Origin of the sequence: Mesorhizobium sp. M0698 (genome assembly GCF_040320455.1) — a bacterium.
Classification (GTDB): Bacteria; Pseudomonadota; Alphaproteobacteria; order Rhizobiales; family Rhizobiaceae; genus Mesorhizobium.
Map to the genome: position 1 here is coordinate 177378 of NZ_JAMYPQ010000010.1, position 22177 is coordinate 199554.

24 protein-coding genes are annotated in these 22177 nt (G+C 63.5%); 15 read left to right on the forward strand and 9 right to left on the reverse strand.

What is annotated here, in order from left to right:
* Window positions 1-153: 153 nt before the first annotated feature.
* From NKI16_RS20865 to NKI16_RS20875, 3 genes are all read left to right on the forward strand, one after another.
* The gene (locus NKI16_RS20865; protein ID WP_023678350.1) at window positions 154-786 is read left to right on the forward strand and encodes a LysE family translocator; all 633 of its coding nucleotides are present in this window, start codon (window positions 154-156) and stop codon (window positions 784-786) included.
* Window positions 787-925: 139 nt separating this feature from the next.
* A complete protein-coding gene (rfaE1, locus tag NKI16_RS20870) occupies window positions 926-2404 on the forward strand; it encodes a D-glycero-beta-D-manno-heptose-7-phosphate kinase (protein WP_023678349.1) in 1479 nt (492 codons plus the stop codon).
* A 7-nt stretch (window positions 2405-2411) separates the two neighbouring features.
* Entirely contained in the window at window positions 2412-2987 is a 576-nt protein-coding gene (locus NKI16_RS20875) for a D-sedoheptulose-7-phosphate isomerase (RefSeq protein WP_023678348.1), read from the forward strand.
* Between the two features lie 283 nt (window positions 2988-3270).
* Here the strand turns inward: NKI16_RS20875 and NKI16_RS20880 are convergent, their stop codons facing one another.
* The gene (locus NKI16_RS20880) at window positions 3271-3747 is read right to left on the reverse strand and encodes an Lrp/AsnC family transcriptional regulator (RefSeq protein WP_023678347.1); all 477 of its coding nucleotides are present in this window, start codon (window positions 3745-3747) and stop codon (window positions 3271-3273) included.
* A gap of 255 nt (window positions 3748-4002) precedes the next feature.
* Here NKI16_RS20880 and trxB point away from each other — a divergent pair, with 255 nt between their 5' ends.
* Complete coding sequence (trxB, locus tag NKI16_RS20885) at window positions 4003-4977, forward strand: thioredoxin-disulfide reductase (RefSeq protein WP_023678346.1); 975 nt, start codon at window positions 4003-4005, stop codon at window positions 4975-4977.
* Between the two features lie 98 nt (window positions 4978-5075).
* Window positions 5076-5972 carry a LysR family transcriptional regulator gene (locus NKI16_RS20890; RefSeq protein WP_023678345.1) on the forward strand — a complete coding sequence of 299 codons (897 nt, stop codon included), beginning with the start codon at window positions 5076-5078 and terminating at the stop codon, window positions 5970-5972.
* Here the strand turns inward: NKI16_RS20890 and NKI16_RS20895 are convergent.
* Both NKI16_RS20895 and NKI16_RS20900 read right to left on the reverse strand, forming a co-directional pair.
* Window positions 5969-6742 (reverse strand): hypothetical protein, encoded by a 774-nt coding sequence (locus NKI16_RS20895; protein WP_156937381.1) that lies wholly within the window; start codon window positions 6740-6742, stop codon window positions 5969-5971. The genes NKI16_RS20890 and NKI16_RS20895 overlap by 4 nt on opposite strands.
* A gap of 240 nt (window positions 6743-6982) precedes the next feature.
* Window positions 6983-7627 carry a TetR/AcrR family transcriptional regulator gene (locus NKI16_RS20900; RefSeq protein WP_023678344.1) on the reverse strand — a complete coding sequence of 215 codons (645 nt, stop codon included), beginning with the start codon at window positions 7625-7627 and terminating at the stop codon, window positions 6983-6985.
* Window positions 7628-7748: 121 nt separating this feature from the next.
* Between NKI16_RS20900 and NKI16_RS20905 the strand changes: the two genes are divergently transcribed.
* Window positions 7749-8501, forward strand: coding sequence for an SDR family oxidoreductase (locus tag NKI16_RS20905; RefSeq protein WP_352586852.1), 753 nt, complete (start codon window positions 7749-7751; stop codon window positions 8499-8501).
* A gap of 19 nt (window positions 8502-8520) precedes the next feature.
* Here the strand turns inward: NKI16_RS20905 and NKI16_RS20910 are convergent, their stop codons facing one another.
* From NKI16_RS20910 to NKI16_RS20920, 3 genes are all read right to left on the reverse strand, one after another.
* On the reverse strand, window positions 8521-9018 hold the full coding sequence (locus NKI16_RS20910; protein WP_023678342.1) for a methyltransferase family protein: 498 nt from the start codon (window positions 9016-9018) through the stop codon (window positions 8521-8523).
* 819 nt (window positions 9019-9837) lie between these two features.
* Window positions 9838-11889, reverse strand: a complete 2052-nt coding sequence (locus tag NKI16_RS20915) for an elongation factor G (protein ID WP_023678341.1) — start codon at window positions 11887-11889, stop codon at window positions 9838-9840.
* A gap of 163 nt (window positions 11890-12052) precedes the next feature.
* Window positions 12053-12919 (reverse strand): alpha/beta fold hydrolase, encoded by an 867-nt coding sequence (locus NKI16_RS20920; protein ID WP_023678340.1) that lies wholly within the window; start codon window positions 12917-12919, stop codon window positions 12053-12055.
* A gap of 147 nt (window positions 12920-13066) precedes the next feature.
* Between NKI16_RS20920 and NKI16_RS20925 the strand changes: the two genes are divergently transcribed.
* Entirely contained in the window at window positions 13067-13663 is a 597-nt protein-coding gene (locus NKI16_RS20925; RefSeq protein WP_023678339.1) for a methyltransferase family protein, read from the forward strand.
* A gap of 30 nt (window positions 13664-13693) precedes the next feature.
* On the forward strand, window positions 13694-14089 hold the full coding sequence (locus tag NKI16_RS20930) for a (R)-mandelonitrile lyase (RefSeq protein WP_023678338.1): 396 nt from the start codon (window positions 13694-13696) through the stop codon (window positions 14087-14089).
* A 6-nt stretch (window positions 14090-14095) separates the two neighbouring features.
* On the opposite strand, the gene NKI16_RS20935 is transcribed toward NKI16_RS20930, so the two are convergent.
* Window positions 14096-15298 (reverse strand): pyridoxal phosphate-dependent aminotransferase, encoded by a 1203-nt coding sequence (locus NKI16_RS20935; protein WP_023678337.1) that lies wholly within the window; start codon window positions 15296-15298, stop codon window positions 14096-14098.
* Window positions 15299-15500: 202 nt separating this feature from the next.
* On the opposite strand from NKI16_RS20935, the gene NKI16_RS20940 reads away from it, so the two are divergent.
* The 3 genes from NKI16_RS20940 (at window position 15501) to NKI16_RS20950 (ending at window position 17971) form a co-directional block, all read left to right on the forward strand.
* On the forward strand, window positions 15501-16394 hold the full coding sequence (locus tag NKI16_RS20940) for an EAL domain-containing protein (RefSeq protein ID WP_352586856.1): 894 nt from the start codon (window positions 15501-15503) through the stop codon (window positions 16392-16394).
* Entirely contained in the window at window positions 16391-17245 is an 855-nt protein-coding gene (locus NKI16_RS20945; RefSeq protein ID WP_352586858.1) for an EAL domain-containing protein, read from the forward strand. Before NKI16_RS20940 ends, NKI16_RS20945 begins: the two co-directional genes overlap by 4 nt.
* A 117-nt stretch (window positions 17246-17362) precedes the next feature.
* Window positions 17363-17971 (forward strand): glutathione S-transferase family protein, encoded by a 609-nt coding sequence (locus tag NKI16_RS20950; protein WP_352782433.1) that lies wholly within the window; start codon window positions 17363-17365, stop codon window positions 17969-17971.
* 470 nt (window positions 17972-18441) lie between these two features.
* On the opposite strand, the gene NKI16_RS20955 is transcribed toward NKI16_RS20950, so the two are convergent.
* Window positions 18442-18654, reverse strand: a complete 213-nt coding sequence (locus tag NKI16_RS20955; protein ID WP_023678332.1) for a cold-shock protein — start codon at window positions 18652-18654, stop codon at window positions 18442-18444.
* Window positions 18655-18954: 300 nt separating this feature from the next.
* Here NKI16_RS20955 and NKI16_RS20960 point away from each other — a divergent pair, with 300 nt between their 5' ends.
* Window positions 18955-19281, forward strand: a complete 327-nt coding sequence (locus tag NKI16_RS20960) for a hypothetical protein (RefSeq protein WP_352579864.1) — start codon at window positions 18955-18957, stop codon at window positions 19279-19281.
* 52 nt (window positions 19282-19333) lie between these two features.
* Here NKI16_RS20960 and NKI16_RS20965 read toward each other — a convergent pair whose 3' ends face one another.
* Complete coding sequence (locus NKI16_RS20965; protein ID WP_352782431.1) at window positions 19334-19903, reverse strand: methylated-DNA--[protein]-cysteine S-methyltransferase; 570 nt, start codon at window positions 19901-19903, stop codon at window positions 19334-19336.
* Window positions 19904-20065: 162 nt separating this feature from the next.
* On the opposite strand from NKI16_RS20965, the gene NKI16_RS20970 reads away from it, so the two are divergent.
* The 3 genes from NKI16_RS20970 (at window position 20066) to NKI16_RS20980 (ending at window position 21956) form a co-directional block, all read left to right on the forward strand.
* Window positions 20066-20887 (forward strand): transglycosylase SLT domain-containing protein, encoded by an 822-nt coding sequence (locus tag NKI16_RS20970; RefSeq protein ID WP_352843008.1) that lies wholly within the window; start codon window positions 20066-20068, stop codon window positions 20885-20887.
* Window positions 20880-21368: a GNAT family N-acetyltransferase gene (locus NKI16_RS20975; RefSeq protein WP_352782427.1), complete on the forward strand. Its 489-nt coding sequence runs from the start codon at window positions 20880-20882 to the stop codon at window positions 21366-21368. Before NKI16_RS20970 ends, NKI16_RS20975 begins: the two co-directional genes overlap by 8 nt.
* A gap of 168 nt (window positions 21369-21536) precedes the next feature.
* Window positions 21537-21956, forward strand: coding sequence for a lysozyme inhibitor LprI family protein (locus tag NKI16_RS20980; RefSeq protein WP_352458419.1), 420 nt, complete (start codon window positions 21537-21539; stop codon window positions 21954-21956).
* The last annotated feature ends 221 nt before the right edge of the window (window positions 21957-22177 follow it).

Consider the following 22177-nt stretch of genomic DNA (forward strand, 5'->3'; position numbering starts at 1 on the left):
GTTGTAGCCCTTGTGGGATTCTGGCCTTATAGGGGAGGCGGGCCGGGCTGTCGACAAAGCAGGTGGCGGGGCGGCCGGATGAGCGCCACAGTGCCGCCGCAAAGCTCTCGCTTCAGTCGGTGACCACCGGCGAAGCGTGACAGGAGCAAGGTAATGCCGTCAACCGAACTGCTTGTCGCCTTTTTCGCCACCACGGCGATCTTCGCCTATATCCCCGGTCCCGCCATGCTCTATGCCGCCGCGCAAACCATGGCGCGCGGCCGCTGGTCCGGGCTGATGGCGGCGCTCGGCATCCATCTCGGCGGCTACGTTCATGTCTTCGCCGCCGCTGTCGGCCTGTCGGTGCTTTTCCATGCCGTGCCGGTGCTTTACATGGCGGTCAAGCTGGTCGGTGCGCTGTATCTGGTCTGGCTCGGTGTTTCTTTGTTTCGCGCCAAGGCGCAAGGCGACGTTGTCTTGCCGGGAATTCAGCCGAAATCCGCCCGCCGCGCGTTTTTGGAGAGCGTTGCCGTCGAGGTGCTCAACCCGAAAACGGCGATTTTCTTCATGGCGTTCCTGCCGCAATTCATCGATGCCTCGGCAGCGTTTCCGGTCTGGCTGCAGTTCGTCGTGCTTGGAACGATCGTCAATTTGATGTTCTCGTCGGCCGACATTGTTTGCGTGATACTGGCCGGCGCGGTGATCGCCAGGCTGCGGCAGTCGAGCCGGGCGCAGCGCCTGATGCGGCGCGCCGGCGGTGCGGTGCTTGTCGGACTGGGCGTGCATGTCGCGTTGCAGAAAAGCTGACGCACTGTCTCGCCGCCGCGATCGGTCGAAGGCCCGCCGTTGCGTCGGCTGAAATTGCGGTATATCGGCATCGCCATGAACGACCGGCCCTGCCAATCGAATTTCCCGTCACCGAAAATCGGCCCTCCCACGCGTTGACATGATCAAGCTGCCCTCTCCCGAACCTCTTCACCGCGCCATTTCGCGCTTCGGCGGCGCCACCGTGCTGGTGGTCGGCGATTTCATCCTCGACCGTTTCGTCAATGGCGTGATCGAGCGCATTTCGCCGGAAGCGCCGATCCCCGTGCTGCACGGGCGCGGCGAAACGCTGGCGATGGGCGGCGCCGGCAATGTCGTCGCCAACATCGTTTCGCTCGGCGCTGCCGTGATACCGGTCTCGGTGATCGGCGCTGACGAGGCCGGCAAGAACCTCATGCGCATGCTCGGCGAATTTGGCGTCGACACCGGCGGGCTGGCGCAGGATGCCGATCGCATGACGTCGTCCAAGAGCCGCTTCAGCGCGCTCAACCAGCAGGTGCTGCGTTTCGACGAAGAGGAAATCAAGCCGCTGGGCGATGCCGAGCGCGCGACATTGGTCGGGCATTTTCGCGAAGCGCTGGCGCGCGCCGACATCGTCATCCTGTCCGACTATGGCAAGGGCGTGCTGCTCGACGGTGTCGCCGGCGAACTGATCTCGATCTGCCGGCAAGCGGGCAAGCCGGTGCTGGTCGATCCGAAGGGCCGCGACTATGCGCGTTATGCCGGCGCGACGGCAATCACGCCCAACCGCAAGGAACTCGGCGAGGCGGTCGGCCGTGCAGTGTTTGCCGACGACGAAATCGAGGCGGCGGCACGCCAGCTGATTTCGGCGCACGGTTTCGATTTCGTCGTCGCGACGCGCAGCGAAAAGGGCATGAGCGTCGTCGGTGCGGACGACGCCCGCCATATCGCCACGCAGGCGCGCGAAGTGTTCGACGTTTCGGGCGCCGGCGACACGGTGATCGCGACGTTTGCACTGGGACTTGCAGCAGGCGCCGACCGCGTCATGGCAGGATCAATCGCCAACGCCGCCGGCGGTGTTGTCGTCGGCAAGCGCGGCACGGCGCGGCTGACGATCGAGGAACTCACGGGTGCGCTGTTTCGCTCGCATGGTCCGGTCGCCCACTTGGATGCGATCCTCGATGCCGCCGCCGCCGCGCGGCTGGTGGCGGGCTGGAAAGACGAGGGCTTGAGCGTCGGCTTCACCAATGGCTGTTTCGATATCCTGCATGCCGGCCATGTCAGCCTGTTGCATGCGGCGCGCAGCCAGTGCGACCGGCTGGTGCTCGGCCTCAACAGCGATGCCTCGGTGCGCCGGCTGAAAGGGCCGGGGCGCCCGGTCAACGACCAGCATGACCGGGCCTGCGTGCTGGCAGCACTTGCCTCGGTCGACGCCGTCGTCATCTTCGAGGAGGATACGCCGCTTTCGCTGATCGAGGCGCTGAGCCCCGACATACTGGTCAAGGGCGCCGACTATACGGTCGATCAGGTGGTTGGCGCCGATGTCGTGCAGAAGGCCGGCGGGCGCGTCGTGCTGGTCGACCTCGTCGCCGGCAAGAGCACGACCGGCACTATCGGCAGATTGCGCGCCGGGAACTGAGGGTTTCATGTCCGAACTGAACGATTACCTGGCCCGCTCGGCGGCCGCGATTTCGGCGATGGTCGAGCGCGACCTGACCAGCGAGATGGAGCGGGCGGTCAGCGCCGTCGTCGCCGCGCTTTCGCAGGGCAAGGCGCTGCTGATAGCCGGCAATGGCGGCTCGGCCAGCGACGCCATCCACATCGCCGGCGAGCTGGTCGGCCGCTTCCTCAGGGAGCGCAAGGCCTACAACGTCATCGCGCTGCCGGCCAACGCGGCGGTGCTGACCGCCTGGGGCAATGATTACGGCTTCGACACGGTGTTTGCGCGCCAGGTCGAGGCGCATGGTTCGGCGGGCGCCGTGCTGCTCGCCATCTCGACCAGCGGCAATTCGCCAAGCATCCTCGCCGCCGCCCAACAGGCGCGCATGATGGGCATGACGGTGATCAGCCTGACCGGCGACACCGGCGGCAAGCTGAAGCCGCTATCCGACATCCTGCTCAACGTACCCTCGACCTCGACGCCGATCATCCAGCAGGGGCATTTGTGCCTCTACCACCATTTGTGCGAAATGGTCGAAACGCGCCTCTGCGACGCAGGGTGATTGCGCCAGGCCGGGTAGAGGCCATCAAATGTCAACGGGGAGAAGGGACTAGCCGCAACGCTGGCGACCCCTCTCCCCGTCCTTCACGGGAGAGGGTAAGGGTGAGGGGCAGCGCTAGCCTGTAGTGATTATTATTTGACGCATAGCCACATTTTGTTCTTGCTTTGTGCCGGCAGCTATGCTACTAATTTGGGGATGGTGATGATTTCCACCAACGATCCCGCCCGCCGAGGCGGGTTTTTTGTTTCCGGGTTTTTGTTTCGCAGCCGCTTTGCCTGCTCTCTTAAGCCGAAAACGCCACCAGCCCTTCGTCTTTGACCCGGCGGATGGTCAGCGCGGTTCGCACCGTATCGACATTGGGGGCCGAGGCCAGTTCCTCGATGACGAAGGTCTGGAAGGTGCCGAGATCGCTCGCCACGCAATGTAGCAGGAAATCGGACTCGCCCGACACCATCCAGGCGTCGCGCACGATCGGCCAGCCGCGGGTGCGCTCGGCGAAGGTCTTGAGTTCGGCGTCGGCCTGGTGATGCAGGCCGATCAGACAGAAGGCGACGACGTCGAGGCCGAGCGCCGGAGCGTTGAGCAAAGCGCGGTAGCCGCGGATGATGCCGGCCTCTTCCAGCCGCCTGACGCGGCGCAGGCACGGCGGCGCCGAAATGCCGACGCGGCTCGACAGTTCGACATTGGTCATGCGTCCGTCCTGCTGAAGCTCGCGCAGGATCTTCCAGTCGATGGCATCGAGATCGGCCTTGATCGGCATGGTGGCTTCCGTGGTGACGCGAAAGAATCTTTCGCGACTTTGTAATTAAACGACTTTGCTGTCTATTCCATCCGCTGGATCGAGGATTTTCGCATCATCTTGCTGCGGGTTGCTTGTCGCCGTCGCCGGCGCCGAAGCTTTCCGGGGACGAACGGCAACTTGCCTTGCTGGCGTCGCAGGCAACACTTACATTACGCGCAACAATCGACGAGAGTTCATGCCACAATCCATGGCTGCTCCCCGCAGAGGTTTTTTATGATCACCAAGCACGCGCCTGTTCTCATCATCGGCTCCGGCCCCGCCGGCTATACGGCGGCAATCTATGCCGCCCGCGCCATGCTCAAGCCGATGCTGGTCGCCGGTCTGCAGCAGGGCGGGCAACTGATGATCACCACCGACGTCGAAAACTATCCGGGCTTCGCCGAACCGATCCAGGGTCCATGGCTGATGAGCGAAATGCTCAGGCAGGCCGAGCATGTCGGCACCGATATCGTCAACGACATCATCACCGAAGTCGACCTCAACGTGCGGCCGTTCCGCGCCAAGGGCGATACCGGCACGATCTATACCGCCGACGCGCTGATCATCGCCACCGGCGCGCAGGCCAAATGGCTGGGCATCCCGAGCGAACACACCTTCATGGGATTTGGCGTTTCGGCCTGCGCCACCTGCGACGGCTTCTTCTATCGCGGCAAGGATGTCGCGGTGATCGGCGGCGGCAATTCGGCGGTGGAGGAAGCGCTCTATCTCTCCAACCTGGCCAAGAGCGTCACCGTCATCCACAGGCGCAGCGATTTCCGCGCCGAGCGCATCCTGCGCGAGCGGCTGCTGCGGAAAGATAATGTCCGCGTCATCTGGGACACGGTGGTCGACGAGATCAGCGGCAGGCCCGGCAAGGCGCCGCTGCCGCCTTCGGTCGAAGGGCTGAAGCTGCGCAACGTGGTGACCGGGCAGGAGATGCATCTGGTGGTCGACGGCGTGTTCGTGGCGATCGGCCACGCGCCGGCGGTCGAGCTGTTTGCCGGCAAGCTGAAGCAGAAGCCGAACGGCTATCTGTGGACGGCGCCGGATTCGACCCGCACCGACATGCCGGGCGTGTTCGCCGCCGGCGACGTGACCGACGATATCTACCGCCAGGCGGTGACGGCGGCCGGGCTCGGCTGCATGGCCGCGCTCGAGGCGGAAAAATATCTGGCGGGGATCGAGGTTCACCGCGAAGCGGCGGAGTGATTGTTCGATAAGCGGCTGAGAAAAGCCGCGCAAAAGCCTGATTTTTCATTCAGACGCCGAAAACAGGCGGACGCCAGAAAACAGGACGAGGGGAAATCATGGCGTTGGATTGGGACAAGCTACGCGTGTTTCACGCCGCGGCGGAAGCGGGGTCGTTCACCCATGCCGCGGAAACACTGCATTTGTCGCAATCCGCGATCTCGCGGCAGGTCAGCGCGCTCGAGCATGACGTCGGCGTGCCGCTGTTCAATCGCCATGCCCGCGGCCTGGTGCTGACCGAGCAGGGCGAGATGCTGTTCCGCACGGCACACGACGTGCTGATGAAGCTCGAAACCATCAAATCGCGACTGACCGAAACCAAGGACCGGCCCTCCGGCGTGCTCAGGGTGACGACGACGGTCGGCCTCGGCGCAGGCTGGCTGACCGAGCGCGTGCAAGAGTTCATCGAGCTCTATCCCGAGGTCAGCCTGCAGCTCATCCTGGCCAATGAGGAGCTCGACCTCACCATGCGCCAGGCCGACTGCGCCATCCGGCTGCGCCAGCCGCAGCAGCCCGACCTCATCCAGCGCCGCCTGTTCACCGTGCATTTCCATCTCTACGCGGCGCCCTCCTATGTGAACAAATACGGCAAGCCGAATTCGATCGCCGAGCTGAAAACCCATCGCATCGTCACCTTCGGCGTGCCGGTGCCGGCGCATCTGTCGGAACTGAACTGGCTGGAGACGGTCGGCGATTTCGAAGGCGGGCAAAGGGTGCCGACGCTGCAGATCAACGACATATTGTCGATCAAGCGGGCGGTGCAGGGCGGCGCCGGCATCGCCATGCTGCCCGATTACGTGGTCAGCAAGGATTCCGGGCTGGTGCAGTTGCTGCCCGAGACCGAAGTGCCGTCCTTCGATACCTATTTCGCCTATCCCGACGCGATGAAGAACCAGGCGAAGCTGCATGTCTTCCGCGATTTCATCATCGCCAAGGCGCGCAGCTGGTCGTTTTAGTTTCTAGATTCTGTCGACAAGGTATCCTTTTTGCCGTGATCGCCCAAGTAGACGGCACCATACGGGTTGAATTTGAAGTCGTCTTCTTCGTACGCTTCGATGGGTAGCAGTATCCCATTGTTACGGACTAAACTCAGCCCGACGCCTTCGGTAAACATCTCATCGGCAACACGGTCGATTATCGAGCTGAGCACCAGCTCATCGTCGGAAAGACTCCTTGGCGCGAAGACCTCTGGCAGACCGACGAGATGGAAACCGACGCTACAGAGGAACTTTCCGTCACTTAACGGCCGCTTGCTGAAGGCAAGGCGGCAAGTACGTGCTAAACTCGGGCCGTCCTCGGCGTTTTCCGCATCACGGCCAAGTTGTTTCCATCGAGCCGCACCGTGCGCAATGCCAGCACTCTCGCCTTTTGCGGCAATAGCATCACTGTTCAGCGCATGCACGATTAAGCGAAGGGCGATTGCCGACGTCCCAACGGTACTTTCGATATCCATATGGGGACCAAGTACATAAATCACGCAACCGTGCTCATGGACGGCCGCTTCGTCCTCTTTAGTCCGTCCCCCCTTATGTACCCGATCCCAAGACACATCGAACGACTCAACCATGCGATCATCCGGCGCGTCCTGCGAAAAGTGCGTATCAATTTCAAACCCCCGGGCGAAATTGTCGATTGCCGACTGAACTGAGCGACACAGCTCAGAATATCCACCCTGCCTTCCCAGCATGCAGAGCACATGGCGTGGCTGAAATTCTGAAAAGCTCATTTATGTCGACCCTACAACACTGCAAACAGCGATCGGCGAAAGCGTCCTTCTCCCCGTCACTATAACGGAGAAGATAGCGGCAGCCAGAAGGGGCAGCACCAGCCTTTTTGTCTGATGTCGTACTTGGTCTGCGATTGCTAATGCATGTCGCGCAAAAGCGTGCAGCGGTTTTGCGATAAGGACATGCATCAAATAAGAACCTAAAGCGCGTCGCATCAGGTCGGTCGAACGCAACGCGCTTTAGGAACGCGTATCCGCCAGCGTGCTGGCGCCGTAGCGCAAACCGTCGACCAGCAGGGCAACCATGCGCCGCGCCTGGGCAGGGCCGCCGCCATGTGCCGGCATGGCAAGGCTGGCGGCCGCCCCCAACAGATCGCCCGGCTCGATATCGGCGCGCACCTCGCCGGCCGCGGCCGCTGCCTCCAGCAATGTTTGGAGCGCGGGCCGGAGCCGTTGGTTGAAATAGGCAGGCAAAGTGTCGAAGGCCGGATTGCCTGAGTACAAGGCTGCCGCGAGGCCGCGTTTTGCCGTGATGAAATCCACATAGCGCTGCATCCACAGGGCCAGCGCTTCACCGGGCTCATGCTTTCCGGCCAGGATCGGCGCGGCGTCCGCACAGGCGTCAACCTCGTTGCGGAAGACGGCCACGATCAAGTCCGAGCGCTGTGGAAAGTGGCGGTAGACGGTGCCGACGCCGACGCCAGCCTTTTCCGCGATCTCTCGCACCGGAGCCTCCACGCCGGAGGTCGCGAACACCGCCATGGCCGCCCGGAGCAACGCGTCGATGTTGCGCCGTGCGTCGGCGCGCACGTGCCGATCCGCGCGGTCGCGGGGTTCCAGACTATCGCCTTGATCCGTTTTGCCGTTCGGCGTTTTTTCGCCCATCAAATTACCTCTTGCAAACGGAACCTTGTTCCGGATATATGTGGAACGTGGTTCCGTTTGACTTGTATCTAGCACGGCAAGGCGGTGTTGGCCACACATCGGTGCACAAAAGGAGATTACCATGCAGGACAAACCCGTCGCCCTGGTCACCGGGGCCAACAAGGGCATCGGTCTTCAGATCGCCAAGGACCTCGCGGCGAACGGCCTTACCGTGCTCGTAGGATCGCGCAGGCTCGAGCATGCCGAGGCAGCCGCAAAGAGCATCGGAGAGGATGCCCACGCCCTGCAGCTCGACGTCACCGACCAGGCCTCGATCGCCGCCGCGGCAGAGCGCATCCGCATCGAAATCGGCCGCCTCGATGTGCTGGTGAACAATGCCGGCATCTCCCACGCGGGAAAGCCCGGCACGTTGTTCGAGGAGATCATCAACTCGGGCCGCCCGAGTGTTGCCTCTCTCGACGACGTACGCGCGGTGTTCGAGACGAACGTGTTTGGCATCGTCGCCGTCACGCAAGCGATGCTGCGGCTCCTTCGTGAGGCGCCGGCGGCGCGTATCGTCAACGTATCGAGCGGCGCCGGCTCGCTGACATTGAACGCGGATCCGGCCTTTCCGTACCGCACTTCGTTTGGCGCCGTTTACAACCCGTCGAAGACGGCCGTCAACGCGATGACGCTCGCCTTCGCCATCGAGCTCGAGGAGACCGGCATCAAGGTCAACGCTGCGTGCCCGGGCTACACCGCGACGGAGCTGAACAACTTCGAAGGTCCGCGCACCGTCGAACAGGCCGCGCGGGAGCCCGTGCGCCTCGCGCTTCTCGACGCGAGCGGTCCGACGGGCACGTTCTCGAACGAGGACGGCCCGCTGCCGTGGTGACGTAGCGTTGGAGCCTGCTTCAGCCGCGCCAAGGTGTCAGGCGGGGCAGCCAGCCTGGTACGGCACGGCGGTAGGCCTCGTATTCGTCGCCGTAGCGGCGGGCAAGCGTCGGTTCCTCATATAGTCTCACGAAGGAGATCATGGCGGCCGCGGCGATGACTAGATAGGCGGCGACCGTCCAGCTCGAAAACAGCAGTGCCTGGCCGAGGACGATCGACAGCACGGCGACGTACATCGGATTGCGCACATGGCGGTAGATGCCGCCGACGACCAGCCTTTCGGTCGGCGCGACCGGGGCGGGGGTACCCAGGCCCTCTAGGGCAAACCGGGCAAAGGCGTGCAGCAGTATGGCTGTGCCGGCGACAACCAGCAGCCAGCCCACAGGAACGAAACCGGGCAGTCTCGACCAGGGCAGGCGATAGCGATCGGTCAGCAGCCAAGGCAACAGCCCGGCGACCACGCCGGGCGCTACAGCAAGGAAGATGACGCTGCCGGCGATCGCCGAAGTGGCTCGCATATAGCTCTCCTTACGGGCGCGGCCTTGAACGGTCTCCTGCAACGCGCTTCAGGTCTTGTCCGGCATGTAACCCAAACCGCTGCACCCTCAGGTCAAGCTCGATGGCGGGCTTTTGGGCGGCATGCACCAGCAAGGTCTGGCTGCCGAAAAAACAAACGCGTGCTGCACGATTCCACGTCATCCTGCGTTTTTCGACTTTCCGAGCAGGAATCGCTGCTGATTCGCGGCCGCGGATCGATTTTTGCCTTGCCGTAGGCTGTATTTCAGCGATTCAACTGGTCCTATTGCGCTTCGGGACGGATTAGACCACAGCCGGCGCCTTTTTGCATGTGAGTGTTGCAAAATAGATGCTTGTTTCTTGGGCATGAAGAGCACATATATAGATCATCTCCTGAGCGCGTTCTCCTCCCATTAGCGCTCTCGAGTGTTCCCCTCTGGAGGTTAGCCTTAACAGGCACTTCCAATCAAACTCAGCCGGGTCTTCATTGATCCGGCTTTTTTGTTGCCCGAAACCAACACATCGCCAGAAAATCGGCCGGAGCGGTCGCGTAACAGTGACATGTAACCTCGGGTAACATGCCGCGGGCGCGCCAAATCGATTAAGCAGAGCACAGGACGCGGTGTGGCTCGTCCGGGGGATGGGGGCATCACTCGGACGACCCGGGCTCAGGCAGCTACCGCGTCCGAACCTTCCTCCGCCGCCAGGCACCGGCGGCAAGCATGCGGCGGACCTGCCGTTTCGCCTCCCACGAAGACGGTCCGCAAGAAACGGCGCCCGTAGCATCGGGGCGCCGTTTCCTGTTGGGCCGCAAAGGCAGATCAGGCGGCCTTGCCGTTGGCGTTCAGCGCTTCGTCGGCCAACCGGCCGGTGAGTTCGGCCATGTGGTCGAAGACGGCCCGGTAGCTGGCGACACCCGCCGTGGCCGAGCGCAGCTCGATGATGAGGTCGCCGATCTCGGCTTGCGGCATGGTCGCCTCGACGACGTCCCATCCGGGCCAGTCGGGCCGCGCGTCGTAGCCGAGGATCTGGCCGCGCCGCTGCGGGATCAGAGCGATGATCTTCGACGTCGCATCCGACGGCGTGACGATCTCGACCTTCATCACCGGCTCGAGCAGCACCGGCGAGCACGCGGCCATGCCTTCCTTCATCGCCAGCTTCGCTGCCATCTGGAAGGCCATGTCGGAGGAATCGACCGCATGGTAGGAGCCGTCGGAAAGGTTGACGGCAACATCGACGACCGGGAAGCCGAGCGGGCCGGATTTCAGGTAATCGCGCACGCCGGTCTCGACCGACTGGATGTAGGTCTTCGGCACGACGCCGCCGGTGATCGTATCGGTGAACTGGAAGCCTGACCCGCGCGGCAGCGGTTTGATCTCAATCACGACGTCGCCGAACTGGCCGTGGCCGCCTGATTGTTTCTTGTGGCGGCCGCGCTGCTGCGTCGCTTTGCGGATCGTCTCGCGGTAGGGCACGGCCGGCACATGGCCTTCGACCGGGATCTGGTTCTTGCCTTCCAGCCGCTCGCGCACGACGCGCAGATGCATCTCGCCATGGCCGGACAGCACGGTTTCGGCCGAATCCTGGTTGTGATGCAGGTTGAGCGAGGGATCTTCCTCGGCCAGGCGCTGGATGGCCGCCGACATCTTGACCTCGTCCTTGCGCTCTTTCGGCCGCAGCGCGAAGGCGAAGACCGGTTGCGGCGGCGCCAGCGTGACCAGCGGCTGGATGCCGCCCTTGGTCGAGCTCAGCGTCTGGCCGGTCCTGACGGCGTCCAGCTTGCCGAGCGCGACCGTGTCGCCGGCCTTGGCCGAAGTCAGCTTGACCTGGTCCTTGCCGAGCATCTTGTAGATGCCGGAGACCTTTGCCGTTTCGCCATTGGAAAGGAACAGCTCGGCGGCGTCGGCGACCTGGCCGGACAGGATGCGCGACACAGACAGCTTGCCGCCATGCGCGGTGTGGATGGTCTTCATCACCTGGACCACGGTGGCATTGCCATCGAGAGCGCCGAGGCGCTGGCGCGTCGCCTCGATGTCGGGTGCGTCGTGACGGATCGCCTTCAACAGGCGCAGCACGCCATTGCCCTTCTCGGCGGTGCCGATCAGCACCGGCGTCACCATGCCGTCGCGCAGGTCGGCGGCAAGATCGTCGAAGATCGCATCCTTCGGCGGTTCGATCTCGTCCAGCAATTGCTCCATCAGCCGGTCGTCATGGTCGGCGAGCGTCTCCAGCATGGAAAAGCGCGCCTCGAGCTCGCGCGCCTTGTCGTCGCTCGGGATCTGGGCGACCTCGCTCTCGGCATATTCGCGGTAGATGTAGGCACGCTCCAGAGCGAGGTCGATCGAGCCGATGACGACGCCGTCCTTGCGCAGCGGGATCTGGCGCAGCAGCAATGGCACCGAGCTTGCCGGCTGCAGCATCTTCAGCGTGTCGCGCACACCTGCTATCGCCTTGTCGACCTTGTTCAGGAACAGCATGCGCGGCACGCCGAGATCGTCGAGCTTGCGCATGATCAGCTGCAGGGCAGGGATCTTCTTCTCGTCGGCCTCGGCAACGACCACGGCGACGTCGCAGGCGGCCAGCACCGGCTCGGCTTCGAAGGAGAATTCGATGGAGCCGGGACAATCGACGAAGGTGAACGGCTCGCCCATGAAATCGGTGGTGGCGAAGGTCGCCTCGACGCTCATGCCGTGAGCGCGCGCCTCGGGCGAATGATCGGAAACGGTATTTCCGGACGAAACGGGATTCTGGCGGGGAATGGCGCCTGTACGGGCGAGTATGGCTTCGAGAAGTGTCGTCTTACCGCTTGCGAAGGGACCGACTATGGCAATGCATTTCGGTCCCGTGCGTCGTCCTCCGGCGCGAGTACCCATGGCTGACCTCCACTCAGGCGTTTCCCTGTGAGCGGCGGCCGGCCTGTCGGCCGTCGCGGGCGAGGCTTTTTTCAATTTGCCACCTACCCAAAGGGCATCGTCCCACGGGCAGGCCGGGAGGGCAAGGGATTTGAGGTTGAAGGGATTTGAAGTTGGGGCCGGTTCAGCCGGTGCCGGTTAGGCGCGACGCCAGCGAGGGTGCGTCGACGCGCTGCACCGCCACCGTCTCGGCAAAGCGCGCGAGCAACGGATTGAACAGGTCCGCACGCTCCCAGAAAGGCGCATGCCCGGCGCTAGAGATGATGTGGCAATGCTCCCACAGCGAGCCGTATGCGAGTGTCTCAAAATAGCCGAGCCGGACGAACGGATCGTTCTCGCCATTGACGATAGCGACCGGAAACGCGGCTTGCTCGACCACCTGTCTCTGGTCGGCGCCCTTGCCGGTGAGCATGCCGCGCGTCACCGCGGCGCGCAGCCGGCCGTCGGTGCGCAGGATGGCTTGGCGAAAGGACGGATCGGCGGTGTCGCCGAAGCACAGCGTCTCGAAGCGCTCGGCATCGCGTTCGGAATACGTCTTTTTGGACGCCAGCAGCATGTCCCAATGCGCGTGGAAGCCGCGCAGCATGCCGAAAGGACCCTTCGATACCGGCGGCGCGCCGGTCAGCATCAGCCCGCCGACGGCGCGGTGAAAACTTGCGAGTTCGATTGCCACGTGCCCGCCAAGCGACCAGCCGAAGACGACGGCGCGGCCGATCCCCAAAACATCGAGGAGCTGAGCCGCCGATTGGGCAAGGCCGGCGATGGTGTAGTCCGTCGCCGGATCGCGGGCGTCCGACGATTCGCCATGGCCGGGCAGGTCGAAAGCAATCAACCGATGGGCAGCGGCCAACGGGCTGTCGAACTGACGGGCGAATACGGCGCGCGAACTGCCCGAGCCGTGGATCAGGACAAGCGGGATGCCGGGTCCCGACGACTGGCTGAGGCGCAAATCCGCTTGCGGCGTGCGGATCGTGCGGTGGGAAACGGCCATATCTGGTTTGGACCTTGGGATTGTCTCCAGGTCAACATCGCATGCCGAGGTCACCATGTTGTTTAGAACGGTGGTTAAGAAATGATTTCTCGGCTTGCGCCGGGTATGATGAACGAATCCACCACAGCTAACCCCGGGACCCTGATGATGGAATCCACGCTCGACCTTCTCCTCTCGATCAGCAGCATCGCGACGCTCGGGCAATATGCCTGGTCGATGCGCGCGCATTTCCAGTCGCAGACCATGTCTCAAGGCGCGATGATCATTTCGGCCGTCGTGGTCGGCACGGCGCTGTTCTTTCTTGCGCTGCTGTGGATCGAGCGGCAGCCGGTGGCGGCGAAGATCGGCGGGCTCGCCATCGAACTGGCAAGCTCGGCGCTGTTCTGGTGGGCGATCTCGGTCTCCCGCAAGGCGCGGCTGCGGTTCGCATTCGATCCTGACAATCCCGACAGCCTGGTGACCGAAGGCCCTTATCTCCATGTCCGGCATCCGTTCTACACGTCCTACATCATCTTCTGGATCGGATGGGGTATCGCGACCTGGTCGGTCTGGGCGGTGGTTCCGGTCGCCGGCATCGTTACGATCTACGTGATCGCAGCCTTGGACGAAGAGCGAAAATTTTCGCGGACAAGGTTGGCCGATGCCTACGACGCTTACCGCACGCGGACCGGTCTGTTCTGGCCGCGTTTTGCCCGCAGCCGGCAGGAGATGCAGCCGGCATCGGACGAAAGTGGTAGGGTCTAAGACACTGGATTGAATCGAGGACTTGCGACGATGAAGATTATTGCCTGCGGCAGCGTGCCGACGATTGTTGCGCCGGAAAAATACTTCACTGGCCGGGTTTTGCAGACGCCGATCATCGAGAAAGAGGCGCCGGCGCGGCTCAGAGCCACGCTGGTCAGCTTCGAGCCCGGCGCTCGCACCCACTGGCACACGCATCCGCTCGGCCAGACGCTCTATGTCACATCCGGTGCCGGTCTCGTGCAAAGCTGGGGCGGGCCGCTGCAGGAGATCAGGGCCGGCGACGTCATCTCCTTTGCGGCCGGCGAAAAGCACTGGCACGGCGCCGCGCCCAAATCGGCGATGACCCACATCGCCATGCAGGAGGCGCTCGAGGGTGTGCATGTCGATTGGCTGGAGAAGGTGAACGACGAGCAGTATGGCGGCTGAAACGTCTCAGACCAGCGCGGCGGTAAAGCGCTGGATGCGCGTGCAGGCCTCTTCGAGCAGAGCCTCCGACGTGGCGTAGGAGATGCGGAAGTTCGGGCCGAGGCCAAAGGCCGAGCCGAAAACAACCGCCACGCCCTCGGCCTCGAGCAGTTCCGAGCAGAAGGTTTCGTCGCTGTCGATCACCTTGCCGCTCTTGGTCTTCCTGCCGATCAGCTGGGCACAGGAGGGATAGACGTAGAACGCACCCTCCGGCGACGGACAGGTGATGCCGCGCGCCTGGTTGAGCATCGAGACGACGAGATCGCGCCGGCCCTGGAAGATCGCCTTGTTCTTCGGGATGAAATCCTGCGGGCCGTTCAGCGCTTCGACCGCCGCCCATTGGGCGATGGTGCAGGCGCCGGAGGTCTGCTGGCCCTGGATCATGTCCATCGCCTTGATCAGCGGCACCGGGCCTGCCGCGTAGCCGATGCGCCAGCCGGTCATGGCATAGGCCTTCGACACGCCGTTCATCGTCAACGTGCGCTCATAGAGCTTAGGCTCGACCTCGGCGATGGTCTTGAAGACGAAGTCGCCATAAGTCAGGTGCTCGTACATGTCGTCGGTCAGCACCCAGACATGCGGGTGCTTCAACAGCACGTCGGCCAGGCTCTTGAGTTCCGCTTCGGTGTAGGCTGCGCCCGAGGGGTTCGACGGCGAGTTCATCAACAGCCATTTGGTGCGCGGCGTGATCGCCTTTTCCAGCACGGCCGCCGTCAGCTTGAAGCCGTTGTCGATGGAGGTGTCGGCAAAGGCCGAGGTGCCGCCGCAGATCGCCACCATTTCGGGATAACTGACCCAATAGGGGCGCGGGATGATCACCTCGTCGCCGGGGTTCAGCGTCGCCATGAAGGCGTTGAACAGGATCTGCTTGCCGCCGGTGCCGACGATGGTCTGCTCCGGCCGGTAGTCGAGATTGTTCTCGCGCTTGAATTTTTTTGCGATCGCATCGCGCAGCGGCACAATGCCGGATACCGGCGGATATTTCGTCTCACCGCGGCGGATCGCCTCGATCGCGGCGTGCTTGATGTTGTCGGGGGTGTCGAAGTCCGGCTCGCCGGCGCCCAGCCCGATCACATCGCGGCCGGCGTTTTTCAGCTCGCGCGCCTTCTGCGTCACCGCGATGGTCGCGGAAGGCTTTACGCGGGAAAGGACGTCGGCAAGAAAGGCCATGACAGATATCTCCAGAAAAGACCGGCGGGCGAAGGCGCCGCGGCGCCTCTCATGTCGCATCGTCTTCTCAAGCGCAAGCCCAGCGCAGGCATTGTCGAATGAGCCAGCGCGCAATGCTGGCAACAATAAATTCATCAACGATCGGTAAAAGCTTGAACGGCAGGACCGTGGCCGGTCCGCCAGTCTCGCATAGCGAGGAACCGTGACGCGCAGCATCGGGCTTGCCCATATCATCCGCCATGATGACGGCACCGCCAGCGGTGTCTGGGGGGTCTATACGCTGCAAAGCGCGTTCCAGCCGATCTTCGCCTTCAACAAGGGCAAGCTTTCCGTCGTCGCGTTCGAGGGGCTGATCCGGCCGTTCCGCGAAGGCGAGCCGCAGCCGCCAATGAGTTTCTTCAACAGCTGTCCGGCGGTCGACCGCCTGCATATCGAGGCGCTGACACGGACGCTGCACCTTCTGAACGCCGGCGCCTGCCTGCCGCGAGACGCCTCCATCTTCATCAATTTCGATCCATCGGTGTTCACCGACCGCAGCATCGCCGACAAGGCGCTGCGCGACATGCGGCTGGTGCTGCACGAGGCCGACATCGATCCGCGCCGCGTCGTCTGCGAGGTCACCGAGCAGAAATCGGCGTCGCAGGAAACGCTCTACAATTTCGTCGAGGCGCTCAGGGGCAATGGTTTGCGCATTGCCGTCGACGATTACGGCGCCGAGGAGTCCGACATCAATCGCATCAAGGAACTCAGGCCAGACATCGTCAAGTTCGACGCCGACTGGATCATGACGCTGATGGAGTCCGGTGCCGGCTTCGCCTTGCTGACCGCTATGGTGACAAGCTTCGAAGAGCAAGGCATCCGGACGGTATTCGAGGGCATCGAGACGGGCTGGCAGCTCGAGCTCGCCGAAAAGTCGGGCGCCTCGATGGTGCAAGGCTTCGTGCTGGCACGCCCGGAGCTTGCACCGACCAGCTTTCACGTCTTCGACAAGGCCGGGCAGGCATCAGCGGTGTCGCCCGATAAGGACAAAGTGCCCACGGCCGTTTCGACCTCGCGGCGACCGATGCGGGCTTTCGGGCGCAGGGTGGCATCGTGACCGGGCGGGCCGACATGCGGCGCAAGGTCGGCGAAGCGATCTTTGCCGACGAGGTCGGCATCGAATATGGCGTCTATGGCGCATTCCGGCTGAGGAGCGCCTACCAGCCGGTCTTCGCGGCTCGCGGCAGGTTTCTCGCCGCCGTCGCGGTCGAGGGACTGATCGAGCCGCATCGCGCAGGCAGGCCGGTGGCGCCGCAAATCTTCTTCGAAGGTGTGCCGGCAGCGGATCGGCTGTTGGTCGAAACCATGTGCCGGGTGCTGCATTTGCGCAACTTCCGCAACATCGGCGTCGACGGGCTCGACCTGTTCTTCAATTACAATCCGCTGATCAACGATGACCCCGCACGGGCGCTGGCCGAAATCAGGCTGATGACCAGGCATCTGGCGGATTTCGGCCTGCATCCCGGCATGCTGGTCTGCGAGATCACCGAGCAGGCGGCCGGCGACAAGGTGCTTGTCAGCCTGGCGCGCGAGATGCGGCGCGACGGCGTCCGCATAGCCATCGACGATTTCGGCACCGGGCATTCGACCGAAGAAAGGGTAGCCCTGGTGCAGCCCGACATCGTCAAGATCGACGGCACCTGGTTCGCAGAATTCTGCCGCCATGCCGCCGCCGAGCGGTTTTTCCGGCCGCTGGTTTCGACGCTGCACGACCGTGGCGCCAAGGTGCTGGTCGAAGGCGTCGAGAACGCCACGCATCTGCGCGTCGCGCTGGATGGCGGCGTCGACCTGCTGCAGGGCTTTTACCTTGCCCGGCCGGCGCTGGCCGGTACGCTGTTCGACGAGGAGCCGCTGTCGATCGACAGGCTGCTTGGCAGGGATAACAACGTCATCCCCTTGTTCGGATGAATGCATCAGCGGCGCTGATGGTTACGCCAAAACAAATCACTGGATGAAGCCGCCGCTGCCGCGATAGAGGCTGGATCAAACCCTGAGACGGGTGGTTGCGAGCAAGGGGGAGCACCGATGATACTCTATGGAATGATCGACAGCGGCAATTGCTACAAGCCGCGCCTGTTGATGGCCAAGCTCGGCATCGCTTTCATCAATGTCGAGGTCAGCTCGCACACCGGCGACACGCGCAAGCCCGACTATGTCGCGAAAAACCCGAACGCCATGGTGCCGCTGCTCGAACTCGACGACGGCCGGCGGCTGGCCGAATCCAATGCCATCCTGCTCTATCTCGCCGAAGGCACGCGGTTCCTGCCGGCGGACAGATACGAACGCGCGCTGGCCTATCAGTGGCTGTTCTTCGAGCAATACAGCCATGAGCCTTATATCGCCGTGCGCAGGGCGCTGCTGACCTTCCCTGAAAGAGCCAAGGACGCAACGCCCGAGCGGCTGGCGGTGACGCTGGAGCGCGGCAACAAGGCGCTCGGCGTCATGGACAAGCACCTGGCCGGGAGCAGCTTCTTCGCTGGCAATGCGCTCAGCGTCGCCGACATCGCGCTCTATGCCTATACGCATACCGCCGAGACGGGTGGCTTCCAGCTCGACGCCTATCCGGCGGTGGCCGCCTGGCTGAAAAGGGTCGAGGCCGACCCGGGGCATGTGCCGCTGGAGTGGGTGGGTTGAGTGCAACTCGCCGACTTTGCTGAGCAACGTTGACAATTGGCGAAAGCTTCGGCGAAAGCGTCCTTCTCCCCGTCACTGTACGGGGAGAAGATGGCGGCAGCCAGATGAGGGGCGGCGCCAGCCTTTGTTGTGATGTCGTGCTTGGCCTGGCGAAGGGCAGTCCTGATGCGTCGCGCTGCCCCTCATCGCCCTGCCGGGCACTTCTCCCCGTATAGAGACGGGGAGAAGGAGCTGTATCGCCGGTTTCGCCAATTGTCGGCGTTTAAAATCCAGACAGCAAAAAGGCGGGACAAAATCCCGCCTTCCCATGCTTGGTAGCCTGATCGGGAGCGTTTTGGCCGGGCCGGCAGCAATCTGCTGCTTCGGCTTGTCGGGGTCTTCCGCTCCGGCGCGCTTCTCGCGCGACCGCCAGTACATCCGTGACTGGCCGCCCGCCCCGGTCTATCGCCCGGCGCGCGCCATTCGCAAAATCAGGCTGCCTTGCTCAGAGAGCCAGCGGACGACTTGCCAGTGCGGCGGTCCTGCTCGATCTCGAAGTTGATCTTCTGGCCTTCAACCAGGGTCGACAGTCCAGCACGCTCGACTGCGGAGATGTGAACGAAAACGTCCGCGCCGCCGCTGTCAGGCTGAATGAAGCCGAAACCCTTGGTGGAATTAAACCACTTGACCGTACCTGTTGCCATTTCGATAGTCCTTTACGTTTGCTTTAGTTTGACTGGACCGAAACCCAGCCGGTTTGTATCGAGATTTTGGAGATAGAACGTCAGCAAACGCGAAGATCGCGAGGCCCGGATCGATCGGCCGAAATATCAATGGACCGCATATAATATGCTTTCGCGCAAAAAACAAGACGGGGCGGAAAATGGCGCGGCGGCAACGCTGCCCAACGGCCGCCCCAATCGCGTGAGAGCGTCGTTGTTGCGCGCCTGACCCGGGAGGATCGCGTCGGCTTCGGGCGCGACCGGGTTTTGGGGAGAGGGGCCATGAAAATCGTTCTGCTTGCCGCTTGCCTGACGCTGGTGGCCGCCGAGGCGCAGGCGGTCTCGCGCTACGACCCGACCCGCATGAGCTGCGGCAAGGTGCAGGCGACGATCGCGCGCGAGGGTGCGGTCATCCTGCGCTATCGATCGACGCGCGTGCCGGGGCTGGCGCTCTACGACCGCTACGTGCGGAGCCAGCAATTCTGCGACATCGGCGAGGTCAGGGCGCGGGCCTCGGTGCCGAGCACCGACACGAATTCCTGCACCGTCTACAAATGCAAGCGGGTGGAGATCGACCGGCGTTTTCGCCGGCGCCTGCTTCCGGATTAGAGTGGGACGAAATGGTGCGCCGGGTGCCGGCCTCGCCTGAATATCGACGTACCTAAAACCCGAACGACACCTGCGCCGGCGGCGGCGGACCGACGCGTACGCCTTCCATGGCCAGCATCTTTTCCTTGGTAGCCGAGCCGCCGGGCGCGGAAAATCCACCGATCTTGCCGCCGGCGGCAAGGATGCGATGGCAAGGGATGACCAGCGGCACCGGGTTGGCGCCGAGTGCGGCGCCCGTCTCACGCGCCAGCCCGGCATGGCCGGCTCGTTTGGCCAGTTCGCCATAGGTGGTGGTTTCGCCGAAGGCGAGTTTTCGTGCCGCGTCATAGATCGCCAGGCGGAACTCGTCGACGCCGCTGAGATCGACCGGCACGTTGGAGAAATCGATATCCTCGCCGGCGGCATAGGCCTTGATCGACGCGATCAGCTCGGCAACCCATTGCGGCTCGGGCTTCGCTGCTTGGTCGGCGGCGGCATGGCGCAGCAGCCGGCGCTCGACCGCGTCGCGATTGCGCTGCGGCAGGCAGAGCCGGGTCAGTCCGGCATCGCTCCAGGCGATGCCCATGAAGCCGAGCACGGTTTCGAAGACCGCGTGGCCGGCGGTGGCATGAGAGGCGTCCATGGCGTGCTCCTTTCCGGAATCCTTCGAAGTACAAATCCAGAACAATATCGCATTTCGCGGCCCGGCTCGCCACCCGAAAACCACCGGCTACCGCGGATTGCCCGAGGAAAGATGCTGGTGTAAGGACTTCTTAACACCCGACGAACCGGACCCGAGCGCCGCTTGCCAGCAAAATTCCTCTTTCCCGTCCTTGCGGCGGTGTTGGCCGTGGCCGCTCTCAGCGGTTGCACCTCGACTTCGCCGGTGACCCCGGCGCCGGCCTTCACCGAAAATACGGCCAATACCGATGCCGGCTTTACGCTGGCGCTGCCCGACACGGTTTCGGTGCTGCCGGAACCGTCCGGCGTCGCCCAGACAGCGGCGCTGCCGGTCGAGCCGGCCGCCGCGTTTGCCGGGCCGACGCCACTGGCGGCAACCACCCCCGCCGTCATGACCACCAATGCCCAGCCAGCCATCGCGACGGCCGCTGTCGCCATGCCGGTCAGCCAACAGACCGCCGTCATGCCCGGCGTTCAGCCGGTTTCCTACACGGTGCCGCAGAACCCGGCCGCTCTGGCCGCGATCGATCCCACTGAAGGCCAGTCGAACGCCGGCGGCCGCAGCGAGATCGAGCGGCTGATCGAGAAATATTCCGCGCTTTACCAGGTGCCGGTCGATCTGGTGCGCAGCGTCGTCAACCGCGAGAGCACCTTCAACCCGAAAGCCTACAATCACGGCCATTGGGGGTTGATGCAGATCAAGCACGCGACGGCGCGCGGCATGGGCTATGACGGGCCGGCAAGCGGCCTGTTCGATGCCGAGACCAATTTGAAATATGCAGTGAAATATCTGCGCGGCGCCTGGCTGGTCTCAGGCGGCAACTCCAAGCGCGCCGACCGGCTCTACCAGAGCGGCTATTATTACGACGCCAAGCGCAAGGGGCTGCTCGGCGAAACCGGCCTCGGCAGCGATAGCCTGCGCCGCCGCATGCAGCCCGATGCCTGAGCCGCGCCCACCGGCGCCAAACGACCTCCGCCTGCGCAAGATACTCGACGACACGCTTCTGGCGCCGCGCTGGCCCGAAGGTTTTTTCATGCGCGGCTTCGAAGCCGCGGATGCACTCGCTTTGCATACGCTGTTGACCGCGGTGTTTGACGACGGCGCCGACGGACCGTTCGACGAATGGTGGCCGCGCATTTCGGCGGACGCGGAATTCGACCCAGCTTTGTGTTTCCTGGTCATCGACGGCAAGGGCCGGCTGGCGGGCGCGGCGCTCTGCTGGACACGGGCGTTCGTCAAGGATCTTGCCGTCCACCCCGAGGCGCGCGGCAACGGCATTGCCGAGGCACTGATGCGGCACGCGTTTGCGGTGTTTCAGGCAAGGGGCGCGGCACATGTCGACCTCAAGACCAATACTGTCGAGAACGCGGCTGCGGTCAGGCTCTATCAGCGGCTGGGGATGATCGAGGTGGATTGGGCGGGGTGAGGCGCGGTCGACAAGCCGACGAACGCCCGGAGCCATGGTGGAGGGCAGGGACCGAGCGCAGGATCCGGAAGGGAAATGTCCACCAGGCGGCAGGTCGCGTCTTGCCGGTCCGGGCGTCAAGCTGCGATGTTGCAATTCGCGCGGGAGCTTTGACGAAACCGGAGAAACATGATGCGGCTTTTGCTTTCCACCCTCGCCACCTTGATCCTCGCCGTTCCGCTCTTCGCGGGCGTGGCGCGGGCCGACGATTGCGCCAATGCGCAGGACCAGGCGACCTTGAACGAATGCGCCGGCAAATCGTTCGATGAGGCCGACAAGAACCTCAATGATGCCTACAAGCAGATAGAGGGGCGGCTGAAGGGCGATGCGGAGACCAAGAAGCTGCTGGTCGATGCGCAGCGCCACTGGGTCGCTTTCCGCGACGCCGAATGCGCTTTCCAGGGCGGCCCGCGCGAGGGCGCCGGCAGCATGTATCCGATGGTCGTCTACGATTGCCAACGGGCGCTCACCAATGATCGGGTGAAGGATTTCGAGAACTATCTCAATTGCCCGGAAGGCGAGGTCAGCTGCCCGGTGCCGGCGCAGTAGCGTCTGCCGATTGGCAATCGCATATGGGGGTCCCCCTCATCCGGCCGCTTCGCGGCCACCTTCTCCCCGCCGGGGAGAAGAGGCTGGCATCAACGCCGACGACCTCCTCTCCCCTCGGGGAGAGGTCGGATTGCCCCGAATTGCCCTTCGCAATTCGGTTGGCAATCCGGGTGAGGGGGAATTCTGCCGCCCGCCGCAAAAAATTTCGGAACAGCCCATCG

Excerpts from the sequence above, each read along its gene's own strand:
- NKI16_RS20895 (WP_156937381.1), bottom strand. The coding sequence starts at position 6,742 with ATGAGCTTTTCAGAATTTCAGCCACGCCATGTGCTCTGCATGCTGGGA.
- NKI16_RS20935 (WP_023678337.1), bottom strand. The coding sequence starts at position 15,298 with ATGGCCTTTCTTGCCGACGTCCTTTCCCGCGTAAAGCCTTCCGCGACC.
- NKI16_RS20865 (WP_023678350.1), top strand. The coding sequence starts at position 154 with ATGCCGTCAACCGAACTGCTTGTCGCCTTTTTCGCCACCACGGCGATC.
- NKI16_RS20915 (WP_023678341.1), bottom strand. The coding sequence starts at position 11,889 with ATGGGTACTCGCGCCGGAGGACGACGCACGGGACCGAAATGCATTGCC.
- NKI16_RS20910 (WP_023678342.1), bottom strand. The coding sequence starts at position 9,018 with ATGCGAGCCACTTCGGCGATCGCCGGCAGCGTCATCTTCCTTGCTGTA.
- NKI16_RS20905 (WP_352586852.1), top strand. The coding sequence starts at position 7,749 with ATGCAGGACAAACCCGTCGCCCTGGTCACCGGGGCCAACAAGGGCATC.
- NKI16_RS20900 (WP_023678344.1), bottom strand. The coding sequence starts at position 7,627 with ATGGGCGAAAAAACGCCGAACGGCAAAACGGATCAAGGCGATAGTCTG.
- NKI16_RS20975 (WP_352782427.1), top strand. The coding sequence starts at position 20,880 with ATGCCTGAGCCGCGCCCACCGGCGCCAAACGACCTCCGCCTGCGCAAG.
- NKI16_RS20875 (WP_023678348.1), top strand. The coding sequence starts at position 2,412 with ATGTCCGAACTGAACGATTACCTGGCCCGCTCGGCGGCCGCGATTTCG.
- NKI16_RS20955 (WP_023678332.1), bottom strand. The coding sequence starts at position 18,654 with ATGGCAACAGGTACGGTCAAGTGGTTTAATTCCACCAAGGGTTTCGGC.
- NKI16_RS20880 (WP_023678347.1), bottom strand. The coding sequence starts at position 3,747 with ATGCCGATCAAGGCCGATCTCGATGCCATCGACTGGAAGATCCTGCGC.
- NKI16_RS20920 (WP_023678340.1), bottom strand. The coding sequence starts at position 12,919 with ATGGCCGTTTCCCACCGCACGATCCGCACGCCGCAAGCGGATTTGCGC.
- trxB (WP_023678346.1), top strand. The coding sequence starts at position 4,003 with ATGATCACCAAGCACGCGCCTGTTCTCATCATCGGCTCCGGCCCCGCC.
- rfaE1 (WP_023678349.1), top strand. The coding sequence starts at position 926 with ATGATCAAGCTGCCCTCTCCCGAACCTCTTCACCGCGCCATTTCGCGC.
- NKI16_RS20965 (WP_352782431.1), bottom strand. The coding sequence starts at position 19,903 with ATGGACGCCTCTCATGCCACCGCCGGCCACGCGGTCTTCGAAACCGTG.
- NKI16_RS20890 (WP_023678345.1), top strand. The coding sequence starts at position 5,076 with ATGGCGTTGGATTGGGACAAGCTACGCGTGTTTCACGCCGCGGCGGAA.
- NKI16_RS20930 (WP_023678338.1), top strand. The coding sequence starts at position 13,694 with ATGAAGATTATTGCCTGCGGCAGCGTGCCGACGATTGTTGCGCCGGAA.
- NKI16_RS20950 (WP_352782433.1), top strand. The coding sequence starts at position 17,363 with ATGATACTCTATGGAATGATCGACAGCGGCAATTGCTACAAGCCGCGC.
- NKI16_RS20960 (WP_352579864.1), top strand. The coding sequence starts at position 18,955 with ATGAAAATCGTTCTGCTTGCCGCTTGCCTGACGCTGGTGGCCGCCGAG.
- NKI16_RS20925 (WP_023678339.1), top strand. The coding sequence starts at position 13,067 with ATGGAATCCACGCTCGACCTTCTCCTCTCGATCAGCAGCATCGCGACG.
- NKI16_RS20980 (WP_352458419.1), top strand. The coding sequence starts at position 21,537 with ATGATGCGGCTTTTGCTTTCCACCCTCGCCACCTTGATCCTCGCCGTT.